16 protein-coding genes and 1 other annotated feature are annotated in these 14,533 nt (G+C 48.4%); of the genes, 15 read left to right on the top strand and 1 reads right to left on the bottom strand.

From position 1 onward, the window contains the following. Window positions 1–303: 303 nt before the first annotated feature. From sigE to NST70_RS05785, 3 genes are all read left to right on the top strand, one after another. The gene (gene sigE / locus NST70_RS05775) at window positions 304–1,023 is read left to right on the top strand and encodes an RNA polymerase sporulation sigma factor SigE (protein ID WP_035181906.1); all 720 of its coding nucleotides are present in this window, start codon (window positions 304–306) and stop codon (window positions 1,021–1,023) included. 155 nt (window positions 1,024–1,178) lie between these two features. Then, window positions 1,179–1,955: an RNA polymerase sporulation sigma factor SigG gene (sigG, locus tag NST70_RS05780; protein ID WP_014095553.1), complete on the top strand. Its 777-nt coding sequence runs from the start codon at window positions 1,179–1,181 to the stop codon at window positions 1,953–1,955. A gap of 682 nt (window positions 1,956–2,637) precedes the next feature. Then, window positions 2,638–2,916: a YlmC/YmxH family sporulation protein gene (locus tag NST70_RS05785; RefSeq protein WP_017554168.1), complete on the top strand. Its 279-nt coding sequence runs from the start codon at window positions 2,638–2,640 to the stop codon at window positions 2,914–2,916. A gap of 42 nt (window positions 2,917–2,958) precedes the next feature. Here the strand turns inward: NST70_RS05785 and NST70_RS05790 are convergent, their stop codons facing one another. Further along, window positions 2,959–3,495: a 3D domain-containing protein gene (locus tag NST70_RS05790; protein ID WP_168985978.1), complete on the bottom strand. Its 537-nt coding sequence runs from the start codon at window positions 3,493–3,495 to the stop codon at window positions 2,959–2,961. Window positions 3,496–3,772: 277 nt separating this feature from the next. Between NST70_RS05790 and pgeF the strand changes: the two genes are divergently transcribed. The 12 genes from pgeF (at window position 3,773) to NST70_RS05850 (ending at window position 14,507) form a co-directional block, all read left to right on the top strand. Then, window positions 3,773–4,597 carry a peptidoglycan editing factor PgeF gene (gene pgeF, locus NST70_RS05795; protein ID WP_328221212.1) on the top strand — a complete coding sequence of 275 codons (825 nt, stop codon included), beginning with the start codon at window positions 3,773–3,775 and terminating at the stop codon, window positions 4,595–4,597. Further along, window positions 4,594–5,271 (top strand): YggS family pyridoxal phosphate-dependent enzyme, encoded by a 678-nt coding sequence (locus NST70_RS05800; protein WP_017554171.1) that lies wholly within the window; start codon window positions 4,594–4,596, stop codon window positions 5,269–5,271. Before pgeF ends, NST70_RS05800 begins: the two co-directional genes overlap by 4 nt. 26 nt (window positions 5,272–5,297) lie before the next feature. Further along, window positions 5,298–5,747, top strand: coding sequence for a cell division protein SepF (locus NST70_RS05805; protein WP_013858990.1), 450 nt, complete (start codon window positions 5,298–5,300; stop codon window positions 5,745–5,747). A 5-nt stretch (window positions 5,748–5,752) separates the two neighbouring features. Continuing rightward, window positions 5,753–6,025, top strand: a complete 273-nt coding sequence (locus NST70_RS05810; protein ID WP_014095548.1) for a YggT family protein — start codon at window positions 5,753–5,755, stop codon at window positions 6,023–6,025. A 60-nt stretch (window positions 6,026–6,085) separates the two neighbouring features. Beyond that, a complete protein-coding gene (locus NST70_RS05815; protein ID WP_328221214.1) occupies window positions 6,086–6,862 on the top strand; it encodes an RNA-binding protein in 777 nt (258 codons plus the stop codon). 107 nt (window positions 6,863–6,969) lie between these two features. Continuing rightward, window positions 6,970–7,485, top strand: a complete 516-nt coding sequence (locus tag NST70_RS05820) for a DivIVA domain-containing protein (RefSeq protein ID WP_013858993.1) — start codon at window positions 6,970–6,972, stop codon at window positions 7,483–7,485. 49 nt (window positions 7,486–7,534) lie between these two features. Continuing rightward, window positions 7,535–7,755 (top strand) — a binding site (T-box leader). Window positions 7,756–7,848: 93 nt separating this feature from the next. After that, entirely contained in the window at window positions 7,849–10,617 is a 2,769-nt protein-coding gene (gene ileS / locus NST70_RS05825) for an isoleucine--tRNA ligase (protein ID WP_328221215.1), read from the top strand. A 201-nt stretch (window positions 10,618–10,818) separates the two neighbouring features. Beyond that, window positions 10,819–11,067 carry a hypothetical protein gene (locus tag NST70_RS05830; RefSeq protein WP_035189238.1) on the top strand — a complete coding sequence of 83 codons (249 nt, stop codon included), beginning with the start codon at window positions 10,819–10,821 and terminating at the stop codon, window positions 11,065–11,067. A gap of 216 nt (window positions 11,068–11,283) precedes the next feature. Continuing rightward, window positions 11,284–11,781: a signal peptidase II gene (gene lspA, locus NST70_RS05835; RefSeq protein WP_080746287.1), complete on the top strand. Its 498-nt coding sequence runs from the start codon at window positions 11,284–11,286 to the stop codon at window positions 11,779–11,781. Next, window positions 11,753–12,664 (top strand): RluA family pseudouridine synthase, encoded by a 912-nt coding sequence (locus NST70_RS05840; RefSeq protein WP_035181891.1) that lies wholly within the window; start codon window positions 11,753–11,755, stop codon window positions 12,662–12,664. Before lspA ends, NST70_RS05840 begins: the two co-directional genes overlap by 29 nt. 170 nt (window positions 12,665–12,834) lie before the next feature. Continuing rightward, window positions 12,835–13,377, top strand: coding sequence for a bifunctional pyr operon transcriptional regulator/uracil phosphoribosyltransferase PyrR (gene pyrR, locus NST70_RS05845; protein WP_035189240.1), 543 nt, complete (start codon window positions 12,835–12,837; stop codon window positions 13,375–13,377). Between the two features lie 230 nt (window positions 13,378–13,607). Beyond that, a complete protein-coding gene (locus NST70_RS05850; protein WP_035189241.1) occupies window positions 13,608–14,507 on the top strand; it encodes an aspartate carbamoyltransferase catalytic subunit in 900 nt (299 codons plus the stop codon). Window positions 14,508–14,533 lie beyond the last annotated feature (26 nt).

Consider the following 14,533-nt stretch of genomic DNA (forward strand, 5'->3'; position numbering starts at 1 on the left):
TGGGCTGCCTGGAACTGCTCATTTCCAGCACGGAGATCCGGAGGAACGGCCTACGGGTTAGACGTTCAAGCAAGAACCTGGGGATGCAGACTTTTCGAGTAGTCAGGCTACAAGGAGGGGAAGCATTGACCCAAACGATCCTAAGACCATTATCCGGGAACATCGCGAAGCGTCCAAGTCCGAACTTGTATTCCGGGCGAGCCCGGAATACAAAATCTTATATTCACTTGTCAATGAGCAGCAGAATGAACTGGAAATTGACATCCACTTTGGATTTAAACTTATTATACGAGGAGGATGAAAATGAAACATTTACGGTTAAAACTCTCTTATTTTTGGTACAAACTCCTATTCAAGCTCGGGCTGAAAGCGGATGAAATTTATTATATCGGCGGGAATGAAGCCCTGCCGCCCCCGCTTTCCAAAGAAGAAGAAGAAATGCTGTTAAAAAAACTGCCGGCAGGGGATAAGGCAGCACGTTCGATCCTTATAGAACGCAACTTGCGCCTTGTCGTTTACATTGCGCGCAAATTTGAAAACACCGGCATCAATATCGAAGACTTAATCAGCATCGGCACAATCGGCCTCATTAAAGCCGTGAATACGTTTAATCCGGAAAAGAAGATCAAACTGGCGACTTACGCTTCCCGCTGTATTGAAAATGAAATTTTGATGTATTTAAGGCGGAACAATAAGCTCCGGTCCGAAGTTTCGTTTGATGAACCGCTAAATATCGATTGGGACGGCAATGAACTGCTGCTTTCGGATGTGCTCGGCACGGATGATGATATCATTACAAGGGATCTTGAAGCGAACGTCGATAAAAAATTACTTTACAGCGCCCTGCACCGTTTGTCGGATCGGGAAAAGCAGATTATGGAATTGCGTTTCGGCCTTAAAGGGCAGGAAGAGAAAACACAAAAAGATGTTGCCGATATGCTTGGTATTTCCCAGTCCTATATTTCGCGGCTTGAAAAAAGAATTATTAAAAGATTGCGTAAAGAATTCAATAAAATGGTATAGCAGGAAAATTTGCAGGCGGGCGGGAAGCAGGAACGGCAATGTCCGGGCATCTTCCGCAGGCAATTCCCGCTTTTTGCGCAGTGCATAAATTTCCCACCCGGGGAGATACTGTTTTTTGAACAGCAGCTCCTGAAGTCCTGAAGGGGGGAAAAGATTTGAAGCGCAACAAAGTGGAAATTTGCGGGGTGGATACCTCCAAGCTTCCCGTTTTGAAAAATGAGGAAATGAGGGATCTTTTAAAGAAAATGCATGCCGGCGATGCGTCCGCAAGAGAAAAGCTGGTCAATGGCAATTTACGCCTTGTGCTGAGCGTCATTCAGCGCTTTAACAACCGAGGCGAATATGTGGACGACCTGTTTCAAGTCGGCTGTATCGGACTCATGAAATCCATTGATAATTTTGATCTGAATCAAAATGTCCGCTTTTCAACGTACGCCGTGCCGATGATTATTGGCGAAATCCGGCGTTATTTACGGGATAATAATCCGATCCGCGTATCGCGCTCCTTGAGGGATATTGCTTATAAAGCCCTGCAAGTAAGGGAAAAGCTGATGAGCGCCACTTCGAAAGAACCGACAACAGAAGAAATCGCCAGAGAGCTGGATGTTCCGCACGAAGACATTGTATTTGCACTTGATGCCATTCAGGATCCCGTATCACTGTTTGAACCGATTTATAACGACGGAGGGGATCCGATTTATGTCATGGACCAGGTGAGTGACGAAAAAAACAAAGATTCGCAATGGATTGAAGAAATCGCCTTGCAAGAAGGAATGCGGCGTCTGAACGAACGGGAGAAAATGATCATCCGCAAACGGTTTTTCCAAGGAAAAACACAGATGGAAGTCGCAGAAGAAATCGGCATCTCCCAAGCCCAAGTCTCCCGCCTCGAAAAAGCAGCCATCAAACAAATGAACAAAAATATACAGTAGTAAGAAAAGCGGAGGCGACTGTACAGCGGCGTACGGATTTTGTAGTCTTCGACCGAGATAAAGGAAACACGATGAGCCGACAGGTGAATCGATGTTGACTTATCGAAAGGAGAAGACGTAAAAATCCGCTAGCCGCTAGGAGCCGGAGCTGGACAAAGAAAAGCGGAGGCGACTGTATAGCGGCGTACGGATTTTGTAGTCTTCGACCGAGATAAAGGAAACACGATGAGCCGACAGGTGAATCGATGTTGACTTATCGAAAGGAGAAGACGTAAAAATCCGCTAGCCGCTAGGAGCCAGAGCTGGACAATAAGAAAAGCGGAGTGCGTTTGATTATCGGCGTACGGATTTTATTAGGCCTCTGACTGAGATTGAGTGAAACTGCAATCATCAGGGCCATTGCCCTGATGATTGCAAGTTGAACCAATCGGACATTTACGGGCAGTTGCCACCGTCTAACTTACTAGGATGTAATTTCTGAGTGCCCATGGCGGGGGTCTTACTGTCCGTTAATGTGGGATAAGGGAAACACGGCGAGGAACGAGCCGATGCCCGCTTACCGTAGGGAAGAGGCCGGAAAATCCGCTAGCCGATAACGCTCGCTGCTTTTCTATTCGTAAAATGCTCCTCCCGTGCATAAACTTGTATTACATGGCGGAAAGACAGCAGGGGGGGAGAGCAGATGGTCCGGATTTCGGATTTTCAAGTGAAGGATGTTGTCAGCATATCGGACGGCAGAAAACTCGGAAACGTGGAAGATATTGATATCAACCTGGATAATGGCACAATTGAAAGTATCATTGTCGGCGGCTCATCGGGGAAAATGTTCGGCTTATTTGGAAAAGAGGACGAAGTGGTCATCCCGTGGAGCAACATCGTAAAAATCGGCACCGACGTTATCCTCGTCAGGTTTAAAGAGTCGGCCTATACACAGCAGCAGCTGCAGGAACCGAAAAAATAAGCGCGGCCTGGAAAAGAAAAAAACGGCCGCGCAGCCGTTTTTTTACTTATACACTTTAATTGTCACTGTTTTGCGGCCCCACTGAAGGGCTTTCTTTTTACTTGAAATAAATACATCAATTTTTTTCCCTTTGATAGCCCCGCCGGTATCACCGGCAACCGCCGTACCGTAACCCGGAACGTACACTTTCGAACCGAGCCGGATCACCTTTGGATCGACCGCAATCACTTTTGCGGAAGGATGCCTTTTCAAGTTGATGCCGGTGGCCGTAATCCCGCCGCCGGAACCCGCTGTGTAAGCCGTTGCTTTCACCGTCATCGTGCGGTAAGAAGAAGAGGAAGACGAAACTTTTTTTGCGGGCGTTTTCGTCTGGATTTTCAGTCTCTGCTTCACCCGGATGACATTTGACCTCAAGTGGTTCCAGCTCTTCAACTGTGCCACGGTCACATGATATTTTCCGGCGATTTTATATAATGAATCTCCCGGCTTAACCGTATATGTCGTTGTTGCCGCAAATGCGTGTCCCGTTCCAATTGACAACATACATACAGTCAGTAATGATACCAAAGCTTTCTTCAAATTCATTACCTCTTCTATGTAAGTGATTTATTACCAATAGAGTAGCAGTTTAATATAACAGAAAGGTAACATCTGTTTATTAGTTGCGTTACAAACCCGTTACATCCGGGAAATTTCCGGATGATCCCCCGTTTTTAAGCTAAAAAGTAGAGAATTTTGATGAAATTTGCTATAAATAAAATCAGTACGGAAAAAAACGCATTCAATGCGAAAATGTATAGAAGACGCATGGATAAAAAGGTATAATAGTACAAAAGAGAAACCGGGTGAGGGTGAGATGAGAGAACCGTTTGTAAAAACACAGGCATTGTATTATGCTGTCGGCGCCTGGCAAAAAAACGGGATATGTGCCGGATTTACAGTGAAAAACGGCGGCACAAGCATAAATTTTCCCGGCAGTTTAAACCTTGCTTTCCATGTGGACGACGATCCTGAATCGGTCAGGAAAAACCGGGAGATCGTTGCAAGTGCAACCGGATTCCCTTTATCAAACTGGATCGGCGCCGAACAGACGCACGAAGACCATGTGCAACGGGTCACGCGCAAAGACGCCGGCAAGGGGGCGGCTGAATACCGTTCCTCTTTTCCGCATACGGACGGATTGTACACCGATGAAAAAGAAATCTTGCTTGTGCTGGCGTTTGCGGACTGTGTGCCGGTTTTCTTTTTCGCATCGAAGTACGGCCGCGTCGGGATCGCACATGCGGGGTGGAAAGGAACCACCCGCGGGATTGCGGCTAAAATGGTTGAAAAATGGGTAAAGGATGGGGTGCCGCTTGATGAAATAGAAGCCGTCATCGGACCGTCCATTTGCGGCAAGTGCTATCTTGTCGATGACCGTGTCATCCAGGCTGTCCGCCCCTGGACCGGCAAAGGAGAAAAATTGCCGTACGCGGAAAAATCACCCGGCCAGTATGCGCTCGATTTAAAGCAGTTAAATAAAATCATATTACAGCAGGCAGGCATTCCGGAAAGCCGGATCGCAGTCAGCAGCCTGTGCACAAGTTGTTGTGAAGAAGACTTTTTTTCGCACCGGCGTGATCACGGCGCTACCGGGAGAATGCTTGGCTTTATTGGTATAAAAGGAGCACCGGAGAGATGAAAGTATCGGAAAACCTCGCGCACATCAACGAAAAAATTGAAAAAGCGTGCCAAAGGGCAGGAAGAAGCCGCGGGGATGTGGAAATCATTGCAGTAACGAAATATGTCACAACAGAAAGGGCAAAAGAGGCACTGGAAGCAGGCATTCGGCATCTTGGCGAGAACCGAGACGACGGCCTTCTGGCAAAATACGAGGCGCTCGGAAACCGCCCCGTCTGGCATTTTATCGGGACGCTGCAGACAAGGAAAGTTAAAAACATTATTGATAAAGTCAGCTACATACACTCTTTGGACCGACTGAGCCTTGCGGAGGAAATCGAAAAAAGGGCGGCAAAATTGGATAAAGAAATCAAATGCTTTATTCAGGTGAATGTTTCCGGGGAAGAATCGAAACACGGGATGGCGCCCGGGCAAGTGGTTGATTTTGTCCGTAAACTGAAGGATTTTCCGCATATTTGCGTTGCGGGCTTGATGACGATGGCGCCGCTTACGGAAGATCAGGACGTCATCCGGCGCACATTCCGCGGGCTGAAAACTTTGCAGCGGGATATTGAATCGCTGCATTTGGATTACGCTCCGTGCCGTGAATTGTCGATGGGAATGTCCAATGACTTTGAAATTGCAGTAGAAGAAGGGGCGACTTTTGTCAGAATCGGCACTGCGCTTGTCGGATAAGGGAAAACAAACGGAGGTGTAATGGAATGGGACTGAAAACGAAATTTAAGTCATTCTTTTTGCTTGATGATGAATACGAAGACCAGGAAGAAGAAATGATGGAAAAAGAGTATGAAGAACCCGAGCAACCCGCTGAGAAACCGGTCCGGCATGCGCGGCAAAATGTGGTCAGCCTGCAAAGCGTCCAAAAGTCTTCAAAAGTCATTCTGGTGGAACCGCGGGTTTATGCCGATGCACAGGAAATTGCCGACCATTTGAAAAACCGGCGCGCGGTGGTCGTCAATTTGCAAAGCATGCCGCATGACCAGGCGAAGCGGATTGTCGATTTTCTGAGCGGGACGGTGTACGCCATTGCAGGCGATATCCAGAGAGTCGGCAGCAATATTTTTCTTTGTACGCCGGATAACGTAGAAGTTTCCGGAAAAATTTCTGAATTCCTGCAGGGACAGGAATATGACGATACGAGGTGGCCATAAACCGGATGGATCCAATTTTATTTTCAATTTTAAAGATCATTCTGCTTCTCATGAGAATTTACTCTTACATTCTCCTGATTTATATCTTTATGTCGTGGTTTAATCTCAGGGACACCGACATCGGGCGTTTGTTTGCGCGCGTTTCGGAACCTTATCTCGACCCTTTCCGCAGAATCATTCCACCGATCGGCATGATTGATATTTCTCCGATCGTCGCTTTTTTTGTCCTGGATTTGGCAAGAGCCGGCATTGCGGAAATTTTTTCATGGTTCATGTAAAAAGAGCCATTTTCAGAAAAAGGGACTGTGCAGTTCCTTTTTTTAAAAGGAGTCAGACAAATGGAATCGATTTACCAGCATTTCCGGCCGGATGAAAAGGAATTTATTGACCAGGTGCTGACCTGGAAACAATACGTGGAAGATGCGTATGCCCCTGAACTGACGGATTTTTTGGATCCGCGCATGCAGAGAATTGTCAACACGGTGATCGGAAACCACGGCGCAGTCTCTGTCCGGGCTTTTGGCGGATACAGAGAGAGTGAACGGAAAAGAATGCTGCTTTTTCCTGACTATTTTTCTCCGGATGAGGACGACTTCCATCTTGCCTTATTCGAAGTACATTACCCTGCCAAATTTGTTTCCTTTGAACATAAACATGTGCTTGGTTCGCTGATGGCGCTCGGCCTGAAACGCGAAAAATTCGGGGATATTTTAATCGGGGAAGGGCGCATTCAGTTTTTCGCTGCGGCCGAACTTGCGGACTTTATTCAAATGGAATTCCGGCAGATCGGAAAAACGCCGGTCACCCTTACGAAAATGCAGTTGGATCAGGCCATCCGGCAGCAACAACACTGGCTTGAAAAACAGGCCACCGTCAGTTCGCTCCGCCTTGACGCGATTTTGTCCGCCGTTTATAACATTTCAAGGCAGAAAACGCGGATGCTGATTGAGCACGGGCTTGTGAAAGTGAACTGGAAAACAGTGGAAAACCCGTCATTCCAGTGCGGGAAAGGCGATACTTTTTCAACCAGGGGATACGGGAGAAGCCGGCTCATCCGCGTGGAAGGCAAAACGAAGAAAGAAAAATGGCGAATGGTGGCAGGGATTTTAAAATAATTTGATTGATTAGCAGGATTTTCCCAAAAAATCGTCGAATTCCATTATAATATAAAAAAGAAGGGGAATCTTGCAATCGAAAGTCAAATTGAACAGGAGGTGGCCACATGCCTTTAACGCCTTTAGATATACATAATAAGGAGTTCAGCAAAGGGTTTCGCGGCTATGATGAAGATGAAGTAAATGAATTCCTTGACCAGCTGATAAAAGATTACGAAATGCTGATCCGCGAAAAGAAAAACCTGGAAGATAAAGTAGCATCGCTAAACGAACGGCTGAGCCATTTTTCTTCCATTGAGGAAACTTTAAATAAATCGATTGTTGTTGCCCAGGAAGCGGCGGAAGAAGTAAAGGGCAATGCCCAGAAAGAAGCGAAGCTGATCATCCGCGAGGCGGAAAAAAATGCCGACCGGATTGTCAATGAAGCCCTTTCGAAAGCAAGGAAAATTGCGCTCGAAATCGAAGAGCTGAAAAAACAGTCGAAAGTCTTCCGGACGCGCTTTAAAATGCTGATTGAGGCGCAGCTTGACCTGATTGATAGCGATGACTGGGAAAAGCTGATGGAATTTGAAGTCGATGCTACGGAGTTTGAACTGGAAGAAGAAGAAGCAAATCAAACTTGACGAATCCGAAAATGGTCCACTATAATGGAATACATTCAATACTGTATACGAAAAAACGATGACAGGGCAGTAGGGTTGTGAAAGCTTTCCAAGCGAACCGGGGACAGTGCGAGCCCGGCAAAGCGCGCAGCCTGAACATCCCCCTTGAGTTCTTGCCTTGAACGCCGAAAAGGCCAGTAGAGTTAAGCGGGACCTTCCACGTTACGGATGTCGAGCGGGCATATTGGATGCCTACTAGGGTGGTACCGCGGGAACCTTCTCGTCCCTATTTTGGGGATGGGAAGGTTTTTTTATTGGATTTTTGGCAAGGCTGAACATAACGAAAAATTCAAAATACAATATGCAAAAGGCAGGAGGATCAGCATGGATTACAAAGATACACTTTTAATGCCGAAAACGGATTTTCCGATGCGTGGAAATTTGCCGAAAAAAGAACCGAAAATCCAGGCAAAATGGGAAGAAATGGATATTTATCAAAAGGTGATGAAACGCACGGAAGGAAGGCCGCTGTTTGTGCTCCACGACGGGCCTCCGTATGCAAACGGCGATCTCCATATGGGCCACGCCCTGAATAAAACATTGAAAGACATCATCAACCGGTTCAAATCGATGACGGGTTACCATGCCCCTTATGTACCGGGCTGGGATACGCACGGGCTGCCTATTGAGCAGGAACTGACAAAAAAAGGCGTAGACCGGAAATCGATGTCGGTTGCCGAATTCAGGAAACTGTGCGAAAAATATGCCCATGAGCAAATCGATCGCCAGCGGACAGCGTTTAAACGGCTCGGCGTGCGCGGCGACTGGGAAAATCCGTATTTAACGCTCCGGCCCGCATATGAAGCCGAGCAAATCAAAGTATTCGGGGAAATGGCGAAAAAAGGCTATATTTACAAAGGCCTGAAGCCGGTATACTGGTCCCCTTCCAGCGAATCCGCGCTTGCGGATGCGGAAATTGAATACAAAGACATCAAATCGCCATCGATTTATGTTGCGTTCGACGTAAAAGACGGAAAAGGCGTGCTTGACACGGACACAAAAATTGTCATCTGGACAACGACACCTTGGACCATTCCGTCAAACCTCGGCATTGCCGTCAATCCGGAGATCAACTATGTTGTCGTAAAAGTGGACGGCAAGAAATACCTGGTTGCCGAAGCCTTGCTCGAAGAAGTAAGCGGCGTTTTGGAATGGGAAAACGCGGAAGTCGTTCAAACGGTTCCGGGGAAAAAGCTGGAGTACATTGTCGCAAAACATCCGCTGTACGGCCGCGATTCGCTCGTCATGCTCGGCGACCACGTCACAACCGACAGCGGGACAGGATGCGTCCATACCTCACCTGGACACGGGGAAGATGACTTTCTCATCGGCAAAAAATACGGGCTTGATGTGATTTGTGCTGTAGATGACAAAGGCATGATGACAAAAGACGCGCCCGGTTTTGAAGGATTGTTTTACGACAAAGCCAACAAACCGATCTGTGAAGCACTGGATCAGGCAGGTGCGCTTTTAAAATTGAAATTTTTAACGCACTCGTACCCGCATGACTGGCGGACGAAAAAACCGGTAATTTTCCGGGCAACATCGCAATGGTTCGCATCGGTTGATATGTTCCGCGATGACATTTTGAAAGCCGTTGAAGAGGTCAAATGGACGCCTGTATGGGGCGAACTCCGGATGCATAACATGATCCGCGACCGTGGCGACTGGTGTATCTCCCGCCAGCGTGCATGGGGTGTGCCGATCCCTGTTTTTTACGCGGAAAACGGCGAAGCGATCATCACGGAAGAAACCATCCAGCATGTATCCGACCTGTTCCGCGAACACGGATCAAACGTCTGGTTTGAACGGGAAGCGAAAGACCTGCTTCCGGAAGGCTTTACGCATCCGGCGAGTCCAAACGGCGTATTTAAAAAAGAAACGGATATTATGGACGTCTGGTTCGATTCCGGTTCTTCCCATCAGGGCGTGCTGGCTGCACAGGAAGGCTTGAAACGGCCGGCTGATTTGTACCTTGAAGGTTCCGACCAGTACCGCGGCTGGTTTAACTCATCGCTTATTACCAGTGTGGCGGTAACAGGGCACGCTCCGTACGACGGCGTTTTAAGCCATGGGTTTGTGCTGGACGGCGAAGGCCGGAAGATGAGCAAATCGCTCGGCAATACGATTTTGCCTGGCAAAGTGGTTGAACAGCTGGGGGCTGACATTATCCGCTTGTGGGTCGCTTCCGTTGACTATCAGGCAGATGTCCGGGTTTCCAATGAAATTTTAAAACAAGTGTCCGAGGTCTATCGGAAAATCCGCAACACATTCCGCTTCATACTCGGCAATCTGAACGACTTCGACCCTGCCCAGCACCAAGTTGCCTATGAAGATTTGCGCGAGGTCGACCGGTTTATGCTTGTCAAACTGAACAAGCTTGTAAAGGAAGTGCGGGAGGCTTATGAACGGTACGAATTTGCCACCATTTATCATGCGGTGAACAATTTCTGTGCCACAGACCTCAGTTCGTTCTATATGGATTTTGCAAAAGACGTGCTGTACATCGAACTTGCAGACAATCCGGAACGCCGTGCGATGCAAACCGTTTTGTATGAATGCCTTGTTGCCTTAACCAAGCTGTTGTCGCCAATTTTGCCGCATACAGCCGATGAAGTCTGGCAGTATATTCCGGGTGTGGCGGAAGAAAGCGTCCAGCTGACCGATATGCCGGAATATGTGGATTTGCCGGATGCTGCGGCGCTTGAGGAAAAATGGAATGCGTTTATGGCGCTCCGCGGAGACGTTTTGAAAGCATTGGAAGAAGCGCGGAACGCAAAAGTAATCGGAAAATCGCTAACGGCAAAAGTGACCTTGTATGTGAATGCGGAGACGAAAGCACTGCTTGACAGCATTTCGGAAAGCAAAAAGCAATTGTTCATTGTGTCGGGATTTGAAGTGGCAGGGGCCATTGAAGACGCACCGGAAAATGCGCTGAAGCTTGAGCACGCAGCCATTGTTGTCGAAAAAGCGGAAGGCGAAACATGCGAACGGTGCTGGGTTGTAACGCCGGAAGTCGGCCTGGACCATGACCATCCGACGCTCTGCCCGCGCTGTGCACAAGTTGTAAAAACATTGATGCGGGAAGTGTAAAGCTTTAAGCCGGGGCTTGCATGAAGACATGCAGCACCGGCTTTTTTAACGGATTTCAGCCCATTGCCGGCGCCGGATTTTCACTGGCAAAAACCGTTTGCTGCTGCATGATTTTGTTACTTTTAGAAATCGTTTTTCTGCAAACAAGCCTTGCCTGCGGGAATGCTATAACCAACAAAGACGCGGGGAGGCTGTTGGAAGATGCGTGAAGATCCGAAACTTTGGCTGCAATCGCTACAGGCTGAATTATCCGAGTACGAGGCGAAGCATGAACTCGTGCAACATCTGGTTCAGGAAGAATTGAAAGAGATTGAGGCGGCATTGGACGGGTTTCACGGCACCCGGAAAGTTGACCCGGGCCTTGCGGAAATCCCTGCCCTGTTGCCTGCGGACCGGCAAACCATCCTGTCATACGGCAAAGTAACCGTCCCGTACGATCTTATTCACTAGAAAAGGGCGAAAGAAATGTCAAAAAGGCATTGCTTTTGCGCAACTTCAATCAGCAAAAATGGTTTCCGCCTAAAAGAAGCTGGCAGGAACGGGCGGACCGGATCCAGCCGTCCGTTCTTTTCACTTCCTGCTGTTTATGCTAAAATGCAGAAAGAAATATATTCCGGACCAGGTGGCATTTTGCGCCTGCCGTAAACACAGGCGGAGGAAAAGCGATTGGTTATTTTTTATTATGTGGTTGCACTCATTGTGATCATCTTGGACCAGCTGGCCAAATGGCTCGTTTTAAAAGGGATGGCGCTCGGGGAAAGCATCGAAGTGATTCCGGGTTTCTTTTTTCTCACATCGACGCGCAACACAGGCGCTGCCTTCAGCATACTGGAAGGGCAGATGTGGCTATTTTACCTCATTACCCTAATTGTCATTGCCGGCATTCTTTATTACATACAAAAATATGCGAAAGATAGGGTGCTAGTCGGCATCAGCCTCGGCCTTATATTAGGAGGGGCAATCGGCAACTTTATTGACCGCCTGTTCCGCGGCGAAGTGGTTGATTTTGTCCATTTGCGTTTCGGCAGCTATGATTTTGCCATTTTTAACGTGGCGGATGCCAGTTTAACGATTGGTGTTGTATTATTGCTGATTTCGATGCTTTTGGAAGACAGAAAGACAAAGGAGAAAACTGATGGAAAAAATGGATCACACCATTCTTGAACACGAAGCAAATGAACGGCTTGATAAAATGGTCTCTTCTATCCGGGAAGAATGGTCAAGATCACAAGTTCAGCAATGGATTAAAGATGGTGACATTACCGTAAACGGCAAAAAAGAAAAAGCAAATTACAGATTGCAAACAGGCGACTTGGTTGAAATTGAGGTGCCGGAGCCGGAATTGCCCGATATTGAACCGGAAGACTTGCATCTTGATATCTATTATGAAGATGCCGATGTGCTTGTCGTCAATAAACCAAAAGGCATGGTTGTCCATCCGTCGAATGGGCATTTTACAGGGACGCTTGTGAACGGCCTGATGTACCACTGCAAAGATCTATCGGGTATTAACGGCGTGCTCCGCCCCGGGATTGTCCACCGGATTGACAAGGACACATCCGGGCTGTTAATGGTGGCCAAAAACGATTACGCGCACGAAAAGCTGGCGGCGCAGCTCAGTGAAAAAACGGTAACCCGCAAATATTTTGCGCTTGTTCACGGCAATATTCCGCATGAAGCCGGCACCATTGACGCCCCGATCGGAAGGGACCCGGCTGACCGCCAGCGGATGGCCGTGGTCGATAACGGAAAAGACGCGGTGACCCATTTCCGCGTGCTGGAACGGTTTGACCGGTTTACGTTTATCGAATGCCGGCTTGAAACGGGGCGCACCCACCAGATCCGCGTCCATATGAAGTATATCGGCCATCCTTTGGCAGGCGACCCGAAATACGGGCCGAAAAAAACGATTGATTTCGGCGGCCAGGCGCTCCATGCTGGGGTACTCGGTTTCCGCCATCCGCGCACAGGAGAAACGCTCACATTTGAAGCACCGCTGCCGGATGATTTCGCGCATCTTTTAAACACACTCAGGCGTGGGTTGTGAGCATCATGATATAAAAAAGGATTGACAAACGGATGAAAAACGGGTAAGGTAAAAATAACTTCATAAGCCTTTTAAAGACAGTCCCGTGAGGCTGGCAAGGGAACGTTCATTTTACAAAGCCTTCCTGCCTTCGGTGCGGAAGGCTTTGATTTTTCTCGGGAGGAGACACCATGGCCCAAAAAGCGGTAGTAATGGATGAAATCATGATCCGCAGGGCGTTGACGCGGATCGCCCACGAAATCATTGAACGGAATAAAGGCATTGAAGATACGATGCTCATCGGGATTAAAACGCGCGGCATTTACCTTGCCGAGCGTCTGGCGGAAAGAATTGCGCAAATCGAAGGGCGCAAAGTCGAAGTCGGCGAGCTGGACATTACGCTGTACCGTGACGATTTATCGAAAAAAACGGCAAACGGCGAACCGGAAGTAAAAGGCGCGAACCTGCCATCTAGCATCACCGATAAAGAAATCGTGCTTGTCGATGATGTGCTGTATACAGGCAGGACAGTGCGCGCGGCGATGGACGCGCTGATGGATATCGGCCGCCCGAGCCGGATCCAGCTCGCGGTGCTCGTTGACCGCGGCCACCGGGAATTGCCGATCCGCCCCGACTTTATCGGAAAAAATATCCCGACGAGCCAGTCGGAAAGAATCGTTGTACAATTGACGGATGTGGACGGGCGGGACCTGGTCACAATCCACGATATGTAATCCTTTTAAGCAAGCCCTGTGAGGTTTGCAAAGGAGGTTTAAAAGCCCCTTTGTACCCTCGCGGCAAAGGGGCTTTTTCATTGAAATGAATACGGAACACCTTTTAACTGCAAGTCCGGAGAGGCTTGGAAGGGTGCCGGCCGCGCAAGGCTTTTGACTTGCCGTGCCATTTCACGCACCCTGCCATAAGCAGGGTGCTTTTTTGGCTGAAAAACAAAGGAGGATGGAACATGCAGCATTTTCTGACGATATCCGGTTTGGGCAATGAGGAAATTTTGGAACTTCTGGAAGAAGCCGATGCCTTTTCAAAAGGGGCCGTATGGAAAGCGCCGGAGCCGGTTTTTGCAGCTAATTTGTTTTATGAGCCGAGTACGCGGACAAAATGCAGCTTTGAAGTGGCAGAACGGCGGATTGGCCTTGAGCTGCTTCCGTTTGAAGTCGGGGCATCAAGCGTGCAAAAGGGTGAAACATTGTACGACACGGTGAAAACATTGCAGTCGATCGGCGTCAAAGTGGTGGTGATCCGCCACCAGGAAGATGAATATTACAGGCAGCTCGCAGGGTTGGCGCTTTCGATTGTCAATGCGGGAGACGGCAGCGGCCAGCATCCGTCCCAATGCCTGCTTGATCTTTTGACGATCAAACAGGAATTCGGCGGCTTCCGCGGCTTAAAGGTGTGTATCATCGGTGATATCGTCCACAGCCGTGTTGCCAGATCAAATGCCGAAGCATTGAAAAAGCTCGGTGCCACCGTCACATGTTCGGGGCCTGTAGAATGGTTTGATCCGACCATGCATCTCCCGTACGTTCCGATCGATGACGGCGTAGCGGAAGCAGATGTCGTCATGCTGCTCCGCATCCAACATGAACGCCATCAAGAAACCGCTCATCTGACAAAAGAAGCATACCACCGCGCATACGGGCTGACGGTGGAACGGGAACGGATGATGAAACCGGGCAGCATCATTATGCACCCGGCGCCGGTCAACCGCGATGTCGAGATTGCAACTAGCCTCGTGGAATGCAGCCGGTCGCGGATTTTTAAACAAATGGAAAACGGCGTGTTTGCACGGATGGCGATTTTAAAAACGATTTTACAGAAAGAAAAAGCGGTTTTCCAGACAGCTTGAAAAATGAAAGTTGCTATGGATCGCGC

Source organism: Weizmannia sp. FSL K6-0777 (assembly GCF_038593185.1).
Lineage (GTDB): Bacteria > Bacillota > Bacilli > Bacillales > Bacillaceae_C > Weizmannia > Weizmannia faecalis.

Excerpts from the sequence above, each read along its gene's own strand:
- sigE (WP_035181906.1), top strand. The coding sequence starts at position 304 with ATGAAACATTTACGGTTAAAACTCTCTTATTTTTGGTACAAACTCCTA.
- NST70_RS05785 (WP_017554168.1), top strand. The coding sequence starts at position 2,638 with ATGGTCCGGATTTCGGATTTTCAAGTGAAGGATGTTGTCAGCATATCG.
- pgeF (WP_328221212.1), top strand. The coding sequence starts at position 3,773 with ATGAGAGAACCGTTTGTAAAAACACAGGCATTGTATTATGCTGTCGGC.
- NST70_RS05800 (WP_017554171.1), top strand. The coding sequence starts at position 4,594 with ATGAAAGTATCGGAAAACCTCGCGCACATCAACGAAAAAATTGAAAAA.
- NST70_RS05805 (WP_013858990.1), top strand. The coding sequence starts at position 5,298 with ATGGGACTGAAAACGAAATTTAAGTCATTCTTTTTGCTTGATGATGAA.
- NST70_RS05810 (WP_014095548.1), top strand. The coding sequence starts at position 5,753 with ATGGATCCAATTTTATTTTCAATTTTAAAGATCATTCTGCTTCTCATG.
- NST70_RS05815 (WP_328221214.1), top strand. The coding sequence starts at position 6,086 with ATGGAATCGATTTACCAGCATTTCCGGCCGGATGAAAAGGAATTTATT.
- NST70_RS05820 (WP_013858993.1), top strand. The coding sequence starts at position 6,970 with ATGCCTTTAACGCCTTTAGATATACATAATAAGGAGTTCAGCAAAGGG.
- ileS (WP_328221215.1), top strand. The coding sequence starts at position 7,849 with ATGGATTACAAAGATACACTTTTAATGCCGAAAACGGATTTTCCGATG.
- NST70_RS05830 (WP_035189238.1), top strand. The coding sequence starts at position 10,819 with ATGCGTGAAGATCCGAAACTTTGGCTGCAATCGCTACAGGCTGAATTA.
- NST70_RS05840 (WP_035181891.1), top strand. The coding sequence starts at position 11,753 with ATGGAAAAAATGGATCACACCATTCTTGAACACGAAGCAAATGAACGG.
- pyrR (WP_035189240.1), top strand. The coding sequence starts at position 12,835 with ATGGCCCAAAAAGCGGTAGTAATGGATGAAATCATGATCCGCAGGGCG.
- NST70_RS05850 (WP_035189241.1), top strand. The coding sequence starts at position 13,608 with ATGCAGCATTTTCTGACGATATCCGGTTTGGGCAATGAGGAAATTTTG.